Below are 18,581 nucleotides of genomic sequence, written 5' to 3'. Positions count from 1 at the left end.
CCAGAAGACACTGGAAGGTTTCGACTTCGACCGGCTGCCCAACCTTAATCGCGCCGTCGTCCATGATCTGGCGACCTGCCGCTTCATCGATGAGAAGGTCAGCGTGCTGATCGCCGGTCCGTGTGGAACGGGCAAAAGCCATCTGGCGCAGGCACTGGGCCACTCCGCCGCCCGGCAAGGTCACGATGTCCTGTTCATGACCCAGACCCGGCTTCTCGGCGCGCTACGCAACGCGCAAGCCGTCGGCTCCTACGACCGGCGCTTCCAGGCGCTTGCCAAGGTACCGCTGCTCATCATTGACGATTTCGGGCTGAAACCCATGCGCACGCCCGAAGATGAAGACTTCCACGATCTGATCGCCGAACGGTACGAACGTACATCCACCGTGCTAACCAGCAATCTTGATTTTACGGAATGGGGTGATGCGTTCGCGACAAACAAAATGCTCGGCGCTGCAACGCTTGATCGCTTGCGACACGCGGCATACCGCGTCGTGCTCGACGGCGAGAGCTACCGTGTTCCACGCCCGATGCCCGAGAGCAACAAATCAGCACTTGCGAAAGGAGGTAAAAACAAGGATTCTTGATCCCCGTTCGAGCCCCGAATCAGGCGCCTTTCGCTGGCGCCATTACGCCGAAAACACCCGGCCCCTTTACGGCGAAAGGCAACAAGAACATATCAACAGGTGCAATTCTTCCTATGAAGAAACAATCCCGATGGGCTGCGTGATTTGTGGCGCCTATTTTGCCGCAGGCAACGTTATGCCATTGAGACAGGATGACCGCTGTCGAAGGTACTGAACGGCCCACTAACGCTCAACAAGTAACCCGAGCGTGCAGCAGGCATCGAGTACAAATCGCGCTACAATTACACTCAAATCTCTACAATCCCTCCGACTTATTTTTTCCGGCATGCACCAAACACCCTCCACAGCCTCACATTCACCTAGCGAACACATGCGCCGGTTTGCGAAGCCAGTCATGCTCGTCGCCCTGACTACGGTAGTCGGAGCATTGGCCGGTGCAGCGATATCTCACATGCTGCATCCCCGATGGCTTGCCAGAATGACGATCCAGATTGGGCAAATTTCCATGTCGCACAACGGCACCGTGGTAAGCCGGCCGATCGAAAGCCAAGCGAACGCCGCTGTTCGATACAACCTGCCCGGCTTTCGGCTGAGTGTGATCAAGGATCTGGGTTTGCCACTGCCTGACGAAGGTGACCGAGACTCTAGAGTCATTTTCGACTCGATGCAGGCCACGGCCTCGAGAAGTTCTGACATGATTGACTTGCAGGTCTCGGCCTACTCCCGGGAACAGGCCTCGTCGGCTTTGATGGCATCCTTCCAAGAATTTTCGGCCGATCATCAGAAACTTTTCGCGCCCGCCGTGGCTGACTCGAAGCGCGAACTTGATAGCACTTCCGCTAAGCTCGCCGAGGCTGAGCGGGACTATGCCCTCACCCTGAAATTGGCTCGCGAGTCAACGGCACAGAGTAAAGCCGATACCACAAACAATTCGCGTGACGTAATCGTGGGCAACACGGCAACACTGCTCAATGCGCAGATCGTGATTCTGAAACAGCAAGTGGTTGGACTGCAGCAGGCCATCAGCCCTATATTGAGCTATCCAACGCGCGTAGTTGAAGCGCTTTATGTTCCGCAAAAGCCGGCCACACCGAGCAAAACGGCGCTGACTGCAATTGGCGCTGCGCTAGGTTTGTTGGCAGGCGTTGCTTTCACTGCACGCGAAAGTTTGAGGCCGCTCATCAGATCGCGCAAATACGCACGGGTAAACTGACCTAATGCAGAGGTATTGATAGGTAGTTGCCGGACCTTGGGTGATTACCGGCGCGAGGAACCCAGCAAAGGTACGGGTCCTTTCGACGTGAATACGCGGCATGATTCCAGAGCGGATGCAGATAGCGAACGACATACCGCTCCTGCTCTGAATCTTTTGCATTACGGCGCTGCCGACGATTCCGGCGGCGCCAGTCACCCGCGATTGCAAGATTTCTCTATTAGATCCTGATAAATATCCAGATGTGTCGCCACTACTTGGTGTACATCAAATGCCCGCTCCGCAAGCTTACGCCCGGCATCGCCCATAGCCCGACAGCGTTCAGGCGAGCCAATCAGGTCCTCCATCGCGTCAGCTAATGCGCCGGCATCGCGCATTGGTACTAACACTCCCGTAATCCCCGGATCAATGGCGTCCCTGCAGCCCGGCACGTCAGTAGTAATGACAGCCCGACCGCACGCGGCCGCCTCTATCAGGACTTTGGGCAAGCCTTCCCGGTATGAAGGCAACACAACCAATGTCGCAGCCGCCAGTACCTGCGGCATATCGCGACGATGCCCCCAACATTCGACTACGCCCTCATCTACCCACGCATCCAATTCACTCTGTTTACAGCTTGTGGGATTGTCCGGATCCACCGTACCGACCAGGACAAAGCGCGCAAGACTTCCCCTTTGTTTCAAGATACGGGCCGCCTGCACGAATTCGCCGACGCCTTTGTCTGCCAGCAATCGCGCTGCCATGACAACCACAGGCACACCTTCAGGCAGCGGCATTTGGACATACCCATCCAGATCGACCCCAGATCCGCGGATCAGGGCCACTGTATCGGCGGGTAGGTTGGCTACCTTGGCCAAGCTGCGCAAATCATCCGGATTCTGAAAGATCACCTTCAGATTACGGTGTCCCAAGGCTACGCGGTACAGGATGCCTACCAGCCAGCGACGTGCAGCGGCCTTGGAGCCTCGGGCCATGAAGACAAAACCCAAGCCGGACACCGCTGCCACTACCGCGGGCATCCCAGCCAGCCGCGCCGCGAGGCCTCCCAGCAAGACCGGCTTGATCGTGACCAGATGAGTCACGTCAGGCCGAACGCTCCGGAAGATACGCAACAGGTCCACAACCGTTCGCCATCCATTCACCAAACTGGCGCTGCCGCGCTCTAGCACTAACGGATGCACCACCAGACCATGGCGTTGTAATTCATTCAGCTTGTCAGTCAGTCCGGTAGCGATATGGACGGTAAAGCCTTGACGCTGCGCCTCCAAGGCAATCGGCAAACGATGCGACAGGAAGAACCAATCCACATTCACCACAAACATCAGCGTGCGGCTCATGCGTAGTTGCCCTCCCGCCACGCCTGGAACATCAGTACGGTCCATAGATGCGAAGCCCAATTCTTCTGTCCACTCATATGTTCATTCCACTTCTGGCGAACGAGCGAGGCGTTGAAATAACCCTCGCTCATTAATCGCGTCTCGCCAAGCAACTCCTCCGCCCATTCCCGTAGCGGGCCACGCAACCATTGATGCAAGGGGATGCCAAAGCCCATTTTCGGCCGCTCGATCAATTCCCGAGGTACATGACGGTATAGCATCTGACGCAATGGCCACTTGGTCTGTCCATCCCGAAGCTTGTACGCAATAGGCAGACTCCACGCAAATTCGACCAGTTGATGATCCAGGAACGGCACGCGTGTTTCGAGGCTTACACCCATCGCCGCGCGATCGACTTTAGCCAGGATGTCGTCAGGGAGATAGGTGATTGCATCGAGTGCCATCATGCGTCCAACACCGTCCAGACCGTCCAGCGACGGCCGCAAGCCCGTCAGATAAGTCGGTGGCTCAGACCCGTCGAGCACCCATGCCGCGGGATCTCGCAAGTGCGACACCAAGCCAAGATACAACTCGTCTACTGTGCGACTTGCCAGTACACCAGCGCCCTTATGCAATTTGTCGCCGAAGGTCGCGTACCTTGTGCCGCCCGGGAGCCAGTGCGAGATACGGTCCCATGCCACAGGTGACAAGGCCGTAATGCCGCGAGCAGCCACATCGCGGGCCGACGTCGGCAAACGCTCCAGCTTGCGCCACAGGCTAGAGGTGATTTGGTACCGGTTATACCCGGCAAACAATTCGTCACCGGCATCCCCAGACAGAGACACCGTCACGTGTTGCCGCGCCAATTGGCTCACTAGATAAGTCGGTATTTGAGACGAATCTGCAAAAGGCTCGCAATACAGATGGGGCAGTCGTGGAATCACGTCCATAGCCTGTGCGGCGGAAACATACAGCTCGGTATGTTCCGTGCCCAAATGCCTGGCGACCGCCTTAGCATGTTCGGCTTCGTTGTAGTCTTTCTCCTCGAAGCCAATGGTGAAAGTCTTCACAGGGCTTGAAGACTGGATTTGCATCAACGCTACGATGGTCGAGGAATCGACGCCTCCAGACAAAAACGCACCCAACGGGACATCGGCCATCATCTGCCGCCCCACGGCCTGCTTTGCCAGCCGCTCCAGTTCAGATACAGCTTCATCCGGCGAACCTGCGAATAGATTCGCCTGACCGTTCCGGGCCACGCTCACTGCGCTCCAATAGGTTTCAAACGCCGGTGTGGGCTGTCGCAGGGACACTGTCAGCAGGGACCCCGGCTCTAGCTTCGCAATGCCTTGATAGATCGAATAAGGTGCAGGCACGTAGGCGTGCCGCAGAAAAAGAGACAGTGCTCCTCGATCGATCTCGCCAGCAAATGCTGGGTGAGCTCGCAGCGCTTGTAGCTCCGATCCGAACAAAAAACTCCTCTGACTCCCCTCGCCTTGCCAGCCGTAATAAAGTGGCTTTTCGCCCAGCCGATCGCGGCCCAACGTTAGCGTGCGCTCAGCCTTATCCCAAACAGCGAAGGCAAACATGCCGACGCACCGCTCCACCGCTTGCCGTACGCCCCAGCGATCAAAGCCAGCCAAAAGCGTCTCCGTATCCGAGTGACCACGCCAGGTCCATTCGCCCAATTGCTCGCGCAAGTCCAGGTGATTATAGATTTCACCGTTGAATGCAATCACATATCGGCCGCTTCCCGATACCATAGGCTGGTGCCCGGCAGCTGACAAATCCACAATGGCCAGCCGACGGTGGCCGAGCCCAATGCGGGCTTCGCTATCACACCAGACGCCGCCGTCATCCGGTCCACGGTACACGATGCGATGGGCCATTGCCGCCGCTAGGGCCTCATCATTCTGCCCAGCGAGGGGACTGCCTCCGAAAAAACCAGCAATACCGCACATCTTTATCCTCCCCACGCCTTTTTCAGCAATTTCGACAACTTGGGCGCCGCGCGCTGCAGACAAAATTCGGCTTCCGCGCGAGCTCTTCCCGCGGCGCCCAAGCGTTGACGCAGTGCGCTATCGCGAAGCAAGAGCCTCAACGCGTCAATCCAGCTGTCTGGCGTATCAGAAAGAAATCCTGTTTCGCCCTCAACAACGACTTCACAGTTTGCGCCGACGGTGGAGGCAACGGTTGGCAGTCCACATGCCATGTACTGAATCAACTTATACGCACATTTGCCTTGCTCCCAAGGAGTATCCATCAAGGGCATAACACCCGCATCGCACTCAGCAATGGCAGCAGCCTCCGTTTCGAGCGACCAAGGCACCACCTCAACCTCGACGCCCGGCATCGACACGGCGCCGCCCCCAATCACACGCAATATAAAAGGTTGTTCCTGCGCGAGCAACGCGAGCGGCTTGGCAATCAGCGACAAATACTGCGCCGTAGAGGGTGAACCGATCCATACGATGCGCGGTTTCGCTCCAGGTGCGGCTGGAGAGTGTCCCCTTTTCACCTGATAGCGCTCCAGGTCCACCACCGTCGACAACTGTTCTACCCACGGCGCGCCGGCGGCCCGGGCGCGCCGTGCCAAATACCCATTACCGGCCACTACTAGGCTTGCACCGGCCATAAGCCGGTCAATGCGGCGACCAAACACACGCCTCACCCAAGGTGACGGATGCAGGTCATAACCATGAAAAATGGCGTCATCGAAATCCATTACATAAGGAATTCCCCGCAGCAGCCACTTTTCGAACCACGCGGGTACCCAAGGCAGCGCCTCTTTCTCGATCCACACAAGGTCGAATCGGCGCCTGTGCCATAGCGCTGTGACCCTAGTCCGATAAGCAGCAAGCAAGGGGCGTAGTCCGTAACCACCGGACTGATACCTGGCGAGCAGGGTCGAATCGCCGAGCAAGGGCGAGACAACACATTCGATCCCCTCTGCCTCGAGCCAGGGTAAGAACTGATAAAAGCGCATCCTCGAAGATGCGCCTTGCGGACCATAGCGGCTGAGAATCAAAACTTTCATGTATCTCCAGCCTTGCGCAGAATGCTGGCGAAGTCGCCAAACAACATGCCATAGGCCTGCCATGTATTGCGAACGCCGCTCCATCCGTCGCTCAGCAGAGAAAATACGGTACGCGTCAGCGGTTCGATGCACATGGTCAGGAAAACCAATACCCATGCCTGCAAAGGATTGAAATGCTTGAAACCATACAGGAGGCGACTGCGCAAGGAATAAAACAGGCGGTGTGCCTTGATTTGGCGAGACGTCCCCCCCCCTGCGTGGAAGGCCCGGACGTCTGCTATATAAACGCTGCGGTACCCGGCCTGCCGCACTCGCAGCGATAAGTCCAGATCTTCAAGGTAGACAAAGAATCTTTCGTCGAATCCGCCCAAAGAATCAAATAGTGCTCGGCGCATCAGATAAAACGCACCGATCACATGATCTACGTCTCGGGTGCTATCGTGTGCCCATTCCGACATATGCGTGCTCATCGCGGAAAACGCGGACAAGCGATTTAGCCCAATCGCTTGTGCAATAAAGACAGCGAGCGTAGGGAACCGGCTGCAACTCCGCGCAATCTCCCCGCCCTCGCCCACGAGTTGAATACCCGCAACTCCTACATTGGAATTGATCGGGTCACGCAAAAAATTCAGGGGTCTTTCCAGCGACCCTTCAAACAGACACGCGTCCGGATTGAGGAAAAGCAATAGATCTGCAGTCGCCAATCTGGCGCCTTGATTGCAAGCCGCTCCGAAACCCAGGTTCTCTTCATTGCGAACTATCTGCACGCGAAACGGCAAACTGGCGGCCATTGTCTTTACATGGGCGAGCGAACCGTCCTTTGATGCATTGTCCACGATAATAAGCGACTCAACGAGATTATCATGAAACCGGCCAATACTTGAAATCATATCAAGCAATTGGGCGCCGGAGTTCCAGTTAATAACAATAATATCCACACTGAGTTTCATGTCAGGAGCGGCTCATAATAAAACTCCACAAAAAAATACAGCGCACCCGACAGCAACGCATACGCCATCGAACCACTGATCACTCGCTCATTATCAGAAAATACCGCGCGAACAAGATAGATCAGAAAAAATATAGATAGCAGCTCTCTGAATCTCGCCGCCAAAAGTGAATAATCGAGCAGGGAAAAATGAAATGCAAAGCACATTGCCATTCCAAAAATAGCATAGCGCATTGTCAAATCGGCCTCGTCAAAATAATGAACGGCAAATAGAAAAAATACCATATCAACAACGAGTGGAATGGGAAAAGTCGTCGCCTTCCCGAACTCTTCGTATGTTGTAAAAACAGAAAGATAGTCCGGCAAGTAGCCCAGGGCAATATGCTTACAAAGAATAATCACCAAGAAAACAGCCATCGAAACGATAATTATCCTCAGACGAGTTACCGGAGGGATAAGGTAAATAAAAATAAATATAACAGCCGAATAATGAAACAGCACGGCCAACGCTAGAACAATCAAGTCCTTGATCTGAATTCCACTTTCCGTCTTTCGGTAGAAGACAACGAATGCCAGCGCGAGAGCGCAGGCAGCTCGAAGCACCGTCATCTCGAACAGGAGGACATATCTTGCCAGAAAATAAAACGTAAATACCAGCACCGCATGCCAGTATCTCTCGACAAACTCAAGCGAGAAATACTTCACAAAGACGATGCTTCCCGCAATTACGGAGTAAACAATCCAGTTAGTGAAATTGAGATTCACCAACCAATATACAACCATCGTAAATCCGGGCTCAAATCTATACTGAATCCCCCAGTAGCTGGGCGCAGACCGGACCAGATTGAAGAATTGAGAGTAGTTATCATAGTCCCGACTGACGGCAAGGACCTGATACCCTGCCGCCAAACCTATCACGATGGCAAAAAACAGGGAAACCAAGAACCGGATCGCGATTTCTCTGCTCATCGCCGCCCTCTCCCAATCAATGCAAGCGCCACGGCGTCGAGCACCATCCGCCATACCCACGCCCATGCAGCACCGACGACTCCGAATTTCCCCAACAGAAGAAACAAAACGCCAACGTAAATGGGTAACTCGGTCATGTGTAACTTCGCCGTCAAATCGGAGCGACCCTTTGCATGAATCAATGCATAGAACATCGAGCCAATGGCGTTCGCAAAAACACCGATGCATAGTATTTGCCCCACCAGCACAGACTGGGGCGACAGATTCTTCTTGATCCAAAACGGCAGCAGGGTCGGCAAGATGCTCGCCAATATCACACACGCGAGAAGCATCAGCACTGCAACAATTAGCAGCCATCGGCGAAAATAGCCTTCCCATTGATCTGGTTTTTCCTGGATCAACCAACTCAGGTTCGGGAATATAACTGATGAGACGGCACCAACAAGAATTAAGCTTTGCACTACCAGTTCGTAGGGCAACACATAAATCGTGACAGCGGCGGCAGACAAGGTCGAAGCGATCATGAAACGATCAGCTTGCATCAATATTGGACTAACCACGCTGCTGACGGTAAACCACCCACCGAAGGTAAAGAGCGATCGCGCTACCGCGCCGGAGTATGTACCGTTGCGCTCAATGCTCGGCTCGCGATCAAAGCAGGCGAGCGCAAGCCACTTGTAGACGAACAACGCCAGGAGACGGCTAACCACAAGCGTCGCCACGAGCCACGGCAACTGCGTTGTATATAGCGCCACCAGATAAGGGCCACCGAAATTGACAATACCCAAGACCACGCGCACCAAGCTAATGCCTTTAAAATTGAGGTAGGCCTCATTCAAGCCTCGATAAGTGGCACTCATGGCCTGGGCAGGCAGGGCAATGGCTAACAGCAACATCGCCCCCCTTACTTCTCCCGAAGAAGTGTGTTTGGCACCGACGAAAGCACCGGCACCAAGCAGTGCTGCGATGATGATTAGCACGCAACCGACGAGTCCCGCCACAAGCGTAATACGTTCGGCCGTAGCTAACGAGTCCGGTATTGCAGACCAATTATTTTCACCACGTAGACGAGCGACCATCTGCGTCAAAGCGCGCCCTATCCCAAGATCGAGAGCTCCCGCATAGCCAATCAATCCCCACGCCAAAGCAAGGAGGCCGAAACGCTCATCACCTAACTTATTGACCAAATTTGGCACCGTGACCGCTGCCACGGCTAACGGCAATGACAAGCCAGCCAGATTCCAAGCTATATGGGACAGTCGCATGGGTCTTTCATCGAAGGTTCAGACAAATAATCTCCTTGTTCCAAGATTCTCACTTCGCCAATGTGCTTGCGGCGTGATATCAGAACCGAGATGAATTGGATCAACGGCGAATAGCCCGATACGGGCGCGCCGGTATTCAAACGTTCGCAATGTACCAAGGCATCGCCTGCTCAATACCGGCCTCGAGGCGATGCTCGGGAGCATATGCCAACAAATTCCGCGCTTTGCCGATATCTGCCTGGCTATGCCGCACGTCGCCCGCACGAAAATCGCGATAATTGGGCTCTCTGCCGTACGCAACGCCACGCTTATTCAGGCTGCTTTTCAGGAACCTGAAAAGGTCATTCAATGTGGTGCGATCTCCCAAAGCTACATTGTAGACTTGATTCTTGGCCTCGGGATCCGTAACGGTAGCCGCTAGCAAATTGGCCTGCACCGCATTGGAAATATAGCAAAAGTCACGGCTGGTCTCTCCATCACCGTTAATATAGACTTCATGCCCCTCGATCATCGCTGCCGCCCATTTTGGAACGACAGCGGCATAGGCCCCGTTAGGATCCTGCCTCGCTCCGAATACATTGAAATACCGAAGCCCAATAGTGTTGAATCCATAGCAACGTGCAAAGACATCCGCATAGAGTTCGTTTACGTACTTGGTTACAGCATATGGACTCAATGGTTTGCCGATGCGATTTTCCACCTTCGGCAAATCCGGGTGATCACCGTAAGTACTGCTGCTAGCAGCGTAAGTGAAACTCTTCACTTCGGCATCACGAGCAGCAACCAACATGTTCAGGAAACCAGAAATATTGGTCGTATTCGTCGCAATGGGATCCGCAAGACTGCGGGGGACCGAGCCTAGGGCCGCTTGATGGAGAACGTATTCAACCGGGAAGGTGAGCCCGGCGGACAGCGCCTCGGGACCGCGACTCTCGAACGACGGATGAAAGGTCATCGCGCGGCGACAGTCATCTAGTTCGCGGATATCCCCCTCAATAAACTGGAAATTGGCCCACTGTTCTGCAGTCACCAGCGACCGCACTTCATCAAGATTGCGGCGATGGCCCGTCATGAAGTTGTCGAGACCTACTACGCGCTGGTTTAACCGTAGCAAGATCTCAAGCAGGTTGCTGCCAATAAAGCCGGCCACGCCTGTAACCAGCCAGGTGTGCGACTCGGCGCACAGCTGAAGTTTAAGTTGATCGTAGGCGGTGGTTTGGGAGGAAGACTCTGTCATATGGATCCGATTCAGGCACTATTCTTATTTACAGACGGCCATCCGCTGCGCCCAAGGGCAAGATGCCCTTGACGTCAAACAGGATTGCCCCGGGCTGGCCCAGCGCTTTAATGCCCTGTTCGCCCAGCGTGACGAACTGCTGGTGACCGACGGCCAGGATGATCGCTGCATATTGCCCCGGCGCCGGCATGGCGCGCAGACACTTCAGGCCGTATTCGCGCTCCGCATCGTCCGTGATGATCCAGGGATCGTACACATCGACGTGCGCGTTATAGCTACGCAGGGTACGAACGATGTCCACAACCTTGGTGTTGCGAACGTCCGGGCAGTTCTCCTTGAATGTGAGCCCAAGGATCAGGACTTTGCTACCAAGGACGGGCAAATTCTTACGCAACATCAGCTTGATCGTTTCATCGGCAACATGGCTCGCCATGTTGTCATTGATGCGGCGACCCGCAAGAATCACCTCCGAGTGATAGCCGACTTCTTGAGCTTTATGAGTAAGGTAGTAAGGATCAACGCCAATGCAATGGCCGCCCACGAGGCCAGGACGGAATGGCAAGAAGTTCCACTTGGTGCCAGCAGCCTGCAGCACTTCCAGCGTATCGATACCCAGCCTGTGAAAAATGAGGCTGAGTTCGTTCATTAGAGCGATATTGACATCGCGCTGCGTGTTCTCGATTACCTTGGCGGCTTCCGCTACCTTTATGCTGCTGGCCTTATGCGTGCCCGCCGTAACGATTTGCGCATATAGGCGATCAACCGCTTCGGCGACATCGGCAGTGCTACCGCTGGTAACCTTGGTGATAGTCGGCAAACGATGTTGTTTGTCGCCGGGGTTGATGCGTTCGGGACTATAGCCACAAAAAAAATCTACGTTAAACTTTTTGCCACTGACGCGCTCAAGCGCCGGCACGCAAATCTCTTCAGTTGCTCCGGGGTAGACGGTCGATTCGTAGATCACCACGGAGCCCTGCGGCATGACCTTGCCAACGGTCTCGCTGGCTTTGACTAGTGGAGTCAAGTCGGGGCGGTTGGCCTGATCCACTGGGGTAGGAACGGTGACGATGAAGATCTTGCAAGCCTTTAGGTCTTCCGTGTTGCTGCTGTAACTAAGTCCGCCGGCAGTTTTGAGTTCTTCCGGGCTGACCTCCAAGGTACCGTCTTGTCCCGACTCGAGCTCGGCGATCCGCGCGGGATTAATATCAAAACCCACTACCGGACGCTGTTTGCCAAACTCCACAGCCAGCGGCAAGCCAACGTAGCCAAGACCGATTACGGCGATTCTCGCCTGAGTTAAGTTAATAGGCAAAGTAGAAGACATGGACATTGAGTAGATTCAAAATTGTTGACGGAACAGAACTGGTGCCTATGACGCGTCGGGAACGATCAGACAAACGCCTCGGCGCGGGCAAGGGCCACACCCTTCTGATCTTTGCTGGACAGTATCGGCTCGCAGCCCAACTCGGGCCATTCGATCCCGATTTCCGGGTCATTCCAGGCAATGCAACGCTCATGCTCCGGAGCGTAGTAGTCCGTCGTCTTGTACAAGAAATCCGCGGATTCACTGAGCACGACAAAGCCGTGAGCGAAACCAGCCGGCACCCAGAATTGCCTGTGATTTTCGCCCGTCAGTTCAATGCCAACCCATTTGCCAAACGTGTCGGAGGTTTTACGGATATCCACGGCGACATCAAATACCGCGCCGCGCGTCACACGCATCAGCTTTCCTTGCGGTTGCCGAATTTGGTAATGCAGGCCACGCAGCACGCCTTTGCCACTGCGGCTGTGGTTATCTTGTACGAAATGCGGGCTCAAACCCGTCGCATCGGCGAAGGCTTTCTGATTGAAACTCTCGCAGAAGAAGCCACGCGCATCGGCGAACACCATCGGTTCAATAATCAAAACCTCAGGAATTGCCGTGGGGGTAACTTTCATGATTTGTCCTATTCCTTCAGCAAACGCAAAATGTACTGTCCGTAGCCACTCTTGGCCAACGGCTGAGCCAATTTCTCGAGCTGCTCGTCCGTGATAAAGCCATGACGCCAAGCGATTTCTTCCGGGCAAGCGATCTTCAGACCCTGACGATGTTCCAACGTGGCAATGAACTGGCCTGCTTCCAGCATACTTTCGTGAGTACCTGTGTCCAGCCACGCGTAGCCACGCTGCATGATCTGCACATTGAGTTGGCCGCGCTCCAGGTACGCCTGGTTAACCGCCGTAATTTCCAGTTCGCCGCGTGCACTGGGCTCGACCGCCCTAGCGATGTCTACCACCTGGTTGTCGTAAAAATAGAGACCAGTAACGGCAAAATTGCTCTTCGGAACCTTGGGCTTTTCTTCAACATTTTGGGCCTTCCCCATCTTGTCGAAATTCACCACGCCGTAGCGCTCGGGGTCCTGCACATGATAAGCAAAGATAGTCGCACCGCTGGTTTGCTGGTCGGCCTGCCTCAATAGCCCCTGAAAGTCGTGGCCATAGAAAATGTTGTCACCCAACACCAACGCGCTGGGAGAGGCGCCCAGAAACTGGTCCCCGATAATGAACGCCTGCGCCAATCCATCCGGACTGGGCTGAACCGCGTATTGCAGGTTCATGCCCCACTGACTGCCGTCGCCCAGCAGTTGCTGGAAGCGGGGCGTGTCCTGTGGCGTGCTGATGATCAGAACGTCTCGCATGCCACCTAACATCAGCGTGGAAAGCGGGTAGTAGATCAGTGGCTTGTCGTACACCTGCAGCAGTTGCTTGCTGATCGCAAGTGTGGCCGGGTGCAGCCGCGTGCCGGAACCGCCGGCAAGGATGATACCTTTGCGCATAGTGCGAATGATCAGGAAAGGATCTGGTCGAGCAGGAATTGAATGCCCTGCTGCCAATCCGGAAGGTGGATGTCGAAAGTCTCGCGCAGCATGCCAGTATTCAAGCGCGAGTTGGCCGGACGCGGTGCGGGGAGCGGATAAGCGGTAGTCGGAATCGCTTCGATAAGTGCCGGATCCACCTTCAGCTCTACTCCGCGTGCCGCCGCGCCACGCAGCACTTCATTAGCATAGCCGTGCCACGTCGTTTCGCCAGCAGCGGCCAGATGGTAGACGCCGGCGGGGAAAGCGTCGCGTCGATCGTGCAGCCAGTGGCGCGAGACAATCTGTGCAGTCACGTCGGCAATCAGGGCGGCGGTAGTCGGCGCACCGAACTGGTCGGCAATCACACGCAGGCTGTCGCGCTCGCGGCCCAGCTTGAGCATAGTCTTGGCGAAGTTACCGCCATGAGCGCCGGCCACCCAGCAGGTGCGAAACACCAAGGCCGTCGCACCGGACGCTGCAATGGCCCGCTCGCCGGCTAGCTTGCTCTTGCCGTAGACAGACTGCGGGTTCACTGCATCAGATTCGACATACGCACCAACCTTGCGGCCATCAAATACATAGTCGGTCGAATAGTGCACCAGCAGGCTGCCCAGAGCTTTGGCCTCCTCGGCAAACACACCGGGCGCGGTACCGTTGATGGCGTGCGCGAGACTAGTCTCAGTCTCGGCTTTGTCGACGGCGGTATAAGCTGCGGGGTTGACGATGATGTCCGGCCGCAATTCACGTACGAGGCGGCGCAACTCATCCGGCCGCGCCAGATCGCATCCCGCACGGTCCAGTGCAATCACATGACCCAGCGGCGCCAAGCTGCGACGCAGCTCGAAGCCGAGCTGGCCGTTGCTTCCGGTCACAAGCAACGTGGGAATACGCGTCGCCTTAGGCTGCATATTGCTTCGCCACCCAATTGCGGTATTCACCAGACATCACATCCTGCACCCAGTCCTGGTTGTCCAGATACCATTTCACCGTCTTGCGCAGACCCGTCTCAAAGGTCTCGGCCGGTTTCCAGCCGAGCTCCCGCTCAAGCTTGCGGGCATCGATAGCATAGCGACGGTCGTGACCGGGGCGGTCCTTAACGAAAGTAATCTGGTCGCGGTATGACCCGGATGCCTTCGGACGCAGATCGTCGAGCAGATCGCACAAGGTGTGCACTACGTCGAGATTGGTCTTTTCGTTCCAGCCGCCCACATTGTAGGATTCGCCCAACGTGCCGCGCGCCAACACCTCACGAATCGCTGCGCAGTGGTCGCCAACATACAGCCAGTCGCGCACGTTGAGTCCGTCGCCATACACAGGCAGCGGCTTGCCGCCCAGTGCGTTGGCAATCATCAGGGGGATCAGCTTCTCGGGGAAGTGATACGGGCCGTAGTTATTTGAGCAGTTCGTCGTCAGCGTCGGCAAGCCATACGTGTGATGGTAGGCACGCACCAGATGATCCGCGGCCGCCTTCGTGGCCGAGTACGGGCTGTTCGGCGCGTAGGGCGTCGTTTCGGAGAACTGCGCGTCGCTGGCCGACAGCGAACCGAACACCTCGTCGGTCGAGACATGCAGAAAACGGAATGCGGCCTTGTCAGCCTCGCCGAGCGTATTCCAGTACTGACGGGTGGCTTCGAGCAACGTGAAGGTGCCGACCACATTGGTCTGCACGAAATCAGCCGGGCCGTGAATCGAGCGATCCACATGGCTTTCAGCCGCAAAGTGAAGCACAGCACGCGGCTTGTGCTCGGCAAAAAGCGCATCCATCGCCGCACGATCGCAGATATCGGCCCGCACGAACACATGCCGGGGATTGGCCTGTTGCGACTTGAGCGTACCCAGATTCCCGGCGTAGGTCAGCTTGTCCACATTCAGCACCGCTTCGTCCGACGCATCGAGCCAGTCGAGCACGAAATTGGCGCCGATAAAGCCGGCACCGCCCGTTACCAGGATCATGAATTTCCCTTCTAGATGTTGGAGGCAGATCGAAATCGCTTGCCGATCCACGCAACCTCGCGTTGTGGCGTTGGATTCTTGTCAGCGCCCGGCGCTACCCCTCGCACAGCGGACAGCCGCTCAAACACCAATCTTATAAAGCCCTGATTATAAAGCCGCCCGGGGCAAAAACCAGAACCCTAACGATTTGAAACAGCTTGACCACCTTGTTGTCCATTGACCTACAAGCGAGTGGTTTGTTGCGACGCCACAACTCAGAATGACGGCAGATGTCCGCAGATACCGCCGGTTTCGCCAATTAAGCCGCCAACATCCACCATAGCGTGTCCATAAATGGAATCGCCTCAACCTCCGGCACCAGCGAGCGCAGCTTGGCCGGCGACCCGGCCAGCATCTTCACGTCGGTTTGCCGCACGAACGCAGGATTGACCTGAATCTCGAGCTCATGTCCGGTCAGCTCACTCGCCGCCGAGAGAATGTCCCGCAGCGTATAAGGCGTGCCGGTACAGACATTGACCGTTTCAGAAGCGGCCTCTGCCTCCAGCAAAGCCTCATAAGCATTCGCCACGTAGCGCACGTCGGAAAAATCCCGTGCCACATCGATATTGCCCAGTTCGATAGAGAGCTCGCGCCGCGCGAAGTGCTCGACGATCTTCGGCACGAGGAAGTTCGACGTCTGTCCGCGGCCCGTGTAGTTGAACGGACGCACGATCAGGATAGGCAGCCGGTCGAACCAGGTGTGCACCATCGTTTCCATGGCCGCCTTGCTGGCCGCGTAGTGATTGACCGGTGTGAGCGGAAAACTTTCGTCGATCGCATCGCTCGTCACGTTGCCATACACGTTCGCGCTGCTCGCGATCAGCACCTTGCGCGGCGTATGACCGGTCGCGGCACACGCTTCCAGCAGATTCAGCGTGCCGATCACGTTGACGCGGTAGAAGTCGAGCGGATCGTCGTGGCCGACAAAGCTGATCGCAGCGAGATGAACGATATAGTCGGGCCGCGCCGTTTCGATCACGCGCCGGCAGTTCTCCGGCGAGGTGATATCGAGCCTCAAACGCGTGGGCGTTTCCCGCTCGTCGCGGCCGGCGAAGGTTTCGATCACGGTATGGCCGCGACCGAGCAGATTATCGACCAGATAGCGGCCAGTGAAGCCGCTCGCCCCGGTGACGAGCGTGCGGACGGGTTTCTTTGCATCGAAAGACGACATGCTTTCTCCGTTCACGAGGGTCATCCTGTTGTGATGCAATATCGCGCCGGTCGTTCACTGCATGCGGCGACAACAGCGGTAGCCGAGGCATGGCGCGATGCCGGCGCTTCAAACGGGCTATTATGTCACGCTCGCTTGCTGCACTGCCCAACGCGGCACACCCTGTTCGCCGCCGCGTGTATCGAACCGCAAACATTTCCTCGATGACTCCCTTCACCGCGCCTTCATCCCTTTCGTCAATTTCGCAGCAGCAACCCGTGCCTCTGGCCTTCGGCGATCTGCAAGGATGCCGCACGCCGTTCCAGCGGCTGCTCGCGAAGGCCGCGCCGCCGGCCGGCACGCCGCTATGGTTCGCGGGCGATCTGATCAACCGCGGCGCCGAATCGCTTGCCACGCTGCGCGACATCATCGCGCTCGGCGATCGCGCGGTGCCGGTGCTGGGCAATCACGATCTGCATCTGCTGTCGGTGTCGGCGGGAATTCGCAAGTCGAAAAAGGGCGACACGATCGACGACATTCTGGCCGCACCCGATGCTGACGACCTGCTCGAATGGGTCCGTCACCGCCCTATCGCGCATTACGAGAACGGCATGCTGATGGTGCACGCGGGCGTGGTGCCGCAATGGGACGTGAACCTCACGCTCGAACTCGCCGACGAATTGCAGCGGGCGCTGCGCGCGCCGAACTGGAAGGAGACACTGGCGGGCCTGTATGGCAACGAGCCGAGCCTGTGGACGCCGAATCTGAAAGGCATCGAGCGTCTGCGCGTCACCTGCAGCGCGTTGACGCGCGTGCGCTTCTGCAGTGCGGAAGGCGCGATGGACTTCAGCAGCAGCGGCGGCCTGAACGCCGCGCCGCCCGGCTGCATGCCCTGGTTCGACGTGCCTTGGCGCAAGACCGCCGACGTGACCGTGGTGTTCGGCCATTGGGCCGCGCTAGGGCTGATGCTGCGCGACAACCTGATCGGACTCGACTCTGGCTGCGTGTGGGGCGAAAAGCTGTCAGCGGTGCGGCTCGCGCAGATTCCCGCGGAACGCACACTCACCCAGGTCCAATGCGACAACTGTCGCTCGAGCGGCGGCAATTAAGCGGTACGGGATTTAGACGCCTGGCGAGCGGAGCGGGTTGTCGGCGGGTTCAATCATTGTTTCGGCGGATGCGGACATTTCCGCCTGTTCGGCGACGAGCGCGCCGCTTGTTGCCGCGCCGCCCTGCATCTCCCGCAGCGCCGCTTCGATTACGCCTTGCGCTTGCGCCGCCAACGCACGACGGTCCGCGCCCGCCGCAAGCGGCGCACACACGTACACATGTGCGGTCAACGGCCCGCCGCGCAGCAGCAAGTCAAGCGAGTCCGCGAGCGAGAGATCGTCGATATAGGCAGGCGCCGTGGACTGCCGGCCTTGCGCGTCTTCATACATGATGCACAGCGGCTGCACCGGCGCGCACGCCGACACCGCCGCCTGAAACATATTCGCGTGAAACGGCAGCACCGCGAGTCCATTGGACGTCGTGCCTTCCGGAAACACGCACATCAGCTCGCCCGCGCTCAAACGGTCGGACAGCTCATGCATGATCCGCTTTGCGTCGCTGCGCTTCTCGCGCTGAATGAACACCGTGTCCAGTTGCTGCGCGAGCCAGCCGACCAACGGCCATTGGCGGATCTCGGCCTTCGACACGAACGGCGTGGGCCGCCACGCATTGATCACATAGATGTCGATCCACGAGATGTGATTGGCCACTACCAGCGCGCCGCGGTCGAGCCGCGCGCTGTCGTTATGCACGACGAGCCGCATGCCGCACAGGCGCAGCATCTTGAGCGACCATTCGCGATTGAGCGCGTGACGCCGGTCCGCGTCAGCTTTCGGAAAGCGCGTCGCCACGATCCACGTGCCGTGCAGCAGATGCGCGATGAGACGGGCCTTGCGTAACGCGAGCTTCATGTTCGGAGCTTTCCGTTGCGGGTCGATGCGAAATCCAGACTGGCCAATGCGTGAGCCATGCCGGGCACG

The 18,581-nt window shown here is 56.9% G+C and carries 17 protein-coding genes; 3 read left to right on the top strand and 14 right to left on the bottom strand.

Annotated features, from left to right (window positions below; translation table 11 throughout):
• Together istB and BCA01S_RS17610 are read left to right on the top strand one after the other, a co-directional pair.
• Positions 1 to 586, top strand: a 586-nt coding sequence (gene istB / locus BCA01S_RS34955; protein WP_042318812.1) for an IS21-like element helper ATPase IstB, incomplete at its 5' end; no start/stop codon positions are given.
• Positions 587 to 1,064: 478 nt separating this feature from the next.
• Complete coding sequence (locus BCA01S_RS17610) at positions 1,065 to 1,799, top strand: hypothetical protein (RefSeq protein ID WP_027778028.1); 735 nt, start codon at positions 1,065 to 1,067, stop codon at positions 1,797 to 1,799.
• Between the two features lie 194 nt (positions 1,800 to 1,993).
• Here BCA01S_RS17610 and BCA01S_RS17605 read toward each other — a convergent pair whose 3' ends face one another.
• The 13 genes from BCA01S_RS17605 to BCA01S_RS17545 all read right to left on the bottom strand — a co-directional run bounded on the left by BCA01S_RS17605 (position 1,994) and on the right by BCA01S_RS17545 (position 16,572).
• On the bottom strand, positions 1,994 to 3,136 hold the full coding sequence (locus BCA01S_RS17605) for a glycosyltransferase family 4 protein (RefSeq protein WP_027778027.1): 1,143 nt from the start codon (positions 3,134 to 3,136) through the stop codon (positions 1,994 to 1,996).
• Positions 3,133 to 5,076, bottom strand: coding sequence for an asparagine synthase (glutamine-hydrolyzing) (gene asnB, locus BCA01S_RS17600; RefSeq protein ID WP_027778026.1), 1,944 nt, complete (start codon positions 5,074 to 5,076; stop codon positions 3,133 to 3,135). The genes BCA01S_RS17605 and asnB overlap by 4 nt, the downstream gene beginning before the upstream one ends.
• Before the next feature lie 2 nt (positions 5,077 to 5,078).
• The gene (locus BCA01S_RS17595; protein WP_027778025.1) at positions 5,079 to 6,152 is read right to left on the bottom strand and encodes a glycosyltransferase family 4 protein; all 1,074 of its coding nucleotides are present in this window, start codon (positions 6,150 to 6,152) and stop codon (positions 5,079 to 5,081) included.
• Positions 6,149 to 7,102, bottom strand: a complete 954-nt coding sequence (locus BCA01S_RS17590; RefSeq protein ID WP_042318807.1) for a glycosyltransferase family 2 protein — start codon at positions 7,100 to 7,102, stop codon at positions 6,149 to 6,151. Before BCA01S_RS17590 ends, BCA01S_RS17595 begins: the two co-directional genes overlap by 4 nt.
• Positions 7,099 to 8,136 (bottom strand): EpsG family protein, encoded by a 1,038-nt coding sequence (locus BCA01S_RS17585; protein ID WP_156955061.1) that lies wholly within the window; start codon positions 8,134 to 8,136, stop codon positions 7,099 to 7,101. Before BCA01S_RS17585 ends, BCA01S_RS17590 begins: the two co-directional genes overlap by 4 nt.
• The gene (locus BCA01S_RS17580; RefSeq protein ID WP_027778022.1) at positions 8,067 to 9,335 is read right to left on the bottom strand and encodes a flippase; all 1,269 of its coding nucleotides are present in this window, start codon (positions 9,333 to 9,335) and stop codon (positions 8,067 to 8,069) included. Before BCA01S_RS17580 ends, BCA01S_RS17585 begins: the two co-directional genes overlap by 70 nt.
• A 136-nt stretch (positions 9,336 to 9,471) precedes the next feature.
• Positions 9,472 to 10,572: an NAD-dependent epimerase/dehydratase family protein gene (locus BCA01S_RS17575; protein ID WP_027778021.1), complete on the bottom strand. Its 1,101-nt coding sequence runs from the start codon at positions 10,570 to 10,572 to the stop codon at positions 9,472 to 9,474.
• 28 nt (positions 10,573 to 10,600) lie between these two features.
• A complete protein-coding gene (gene tviB / locus BCA01S_RS17570; protein WP_156955062.1) occupies positions 10,601 to 11,896 on the bottom strand; it encodes a Vi polysaccharide biosynthesis UDP-N-acetylglucosamine C-6 dehydrogenase TviB in 1,296 nt (431 codons plus the stop codon).
• Between the two features lie 65 nt (positions 11,897 to 11,961).
• A complete protein-coding gene (rfbC, locus tag BCA01S_RS17565; protein WP_027778019.1) occupies positions 11,962 to 12,510 on the bottom strand; it encodes a dTDP-4-dehydrorhamnose 3,5-epimerase in 549 nt (182 codons plus the stop codon).
• A gap of 8 nt (positions 12,511 to 12,518) precedes the next feature.
• Positions 12,519 to 13,388, bottom strand: a complete 870-nt coding sequence (rfbA, locus tag BCA01S_RS17560) for a glucose-1-phosphate thymidylyltransferase RfbA (RefSeq protein WP_042318804.1) — start codon at positions 13,386 to 13,388, stop codon at positions 12,519 to 12,521.
• Positions 13,389 to 13,399: 11 nt separating this feature from the next.
• Positions 13,400 to 14,317: a dTDP-4-dehydrorhamnose reductase gene (gene rfbD / locus BCA01S_RS17555; protein WP_027778017.1), complete on the bottom strand. Its 918-nt coding sequence runs from the start codon at positions 14,315 to 14,317 to the stop codon at positions 13,400 to 13,402.
• On the bottom strand, positions 14,307 to 15,362 hold the full coding sequence (gene rfbB, locus BCA01S_RS17550) for a dTDP-glucose 4,6-dehydratase (RefSeq protein ID WP_027778016.1): 1,056 nt from the start codon (positions 15,360 to 15,362) through the stop codon (positions 14,307 to 14,309). The genes rfbD and rfbB overlap by 11 nt, the downstream gene beginning before the upstream one ends.
• 298 nt (positions 15,363 to 15,660) lie before the next feature.
• Positions 15,661 to 16,572 carry a GDP-mannose 4,6-dehydratase gene (locus tag BCA01S_RS17545; protein ID WP_027778015.1) on the bottom strand — a complete coding sequence of 304 codons (912 nt, stop codon included), beginning with the start codon at positions 16,570 to 16,572 and terminating at the stop codon, positions 15,661 to 15,663.
• A 203-nt stretch (positions 16,573 to 16,775) separates the two neighbouring features.
• On the opposite strand from BCA01S_RS17545, the gene BCA01S_RS17540 reads away from it, so the two are divergent.
• Positions 16,776 to 17,660 (top strand): symmetrical bis(5'-nucleosyl)-tetraphosphatase, encoded by an 885-nt coding sequence (locus tag BCA01S_RS17540; RefSeq protein ID WP_027778014.1) that lies wholly within the window; start codon positions 16,776 to 16,778, stop codon positions 17,658 to 17,660.
• 12 nt (positions 17,661 to 17,672) lie between these two features.
• On the opposite strand, the gene BCA01S_RS17535 is transcribed toward BCA01S_RS17540, so the two are convergent.
• Positions 17,673 to 18,512 (bottom strand): lysophospholipid acyltransferase family protein, encoded by an 840-nt coding sequence (locus BCA01S_RS17535; RefSeq protein ID WP_027778013.1) that lies wholly within the window; start codon positions 18,510 to 18,512, stop codon positions 17,673 to 17,675.
• Positions 18,513 to 18,581: the final 69 nt, after the last annotated feature.

Source organism: Paraburkholderia caledonica NBRC 102488, from assembly GCF_000685095.1.
GTDB lineage: Bacteria > Pseudomonadota > Gammaproteobacteria > Burkholderiales > Burkholderiaceae > Paraburkholderia > Paraburkholderia caledonica.
The sequence above is the reverse complement of the archived record's forward strand: the minus strand, read 5'-3'. Positions and strand labels throughout refer to the sequence as shown.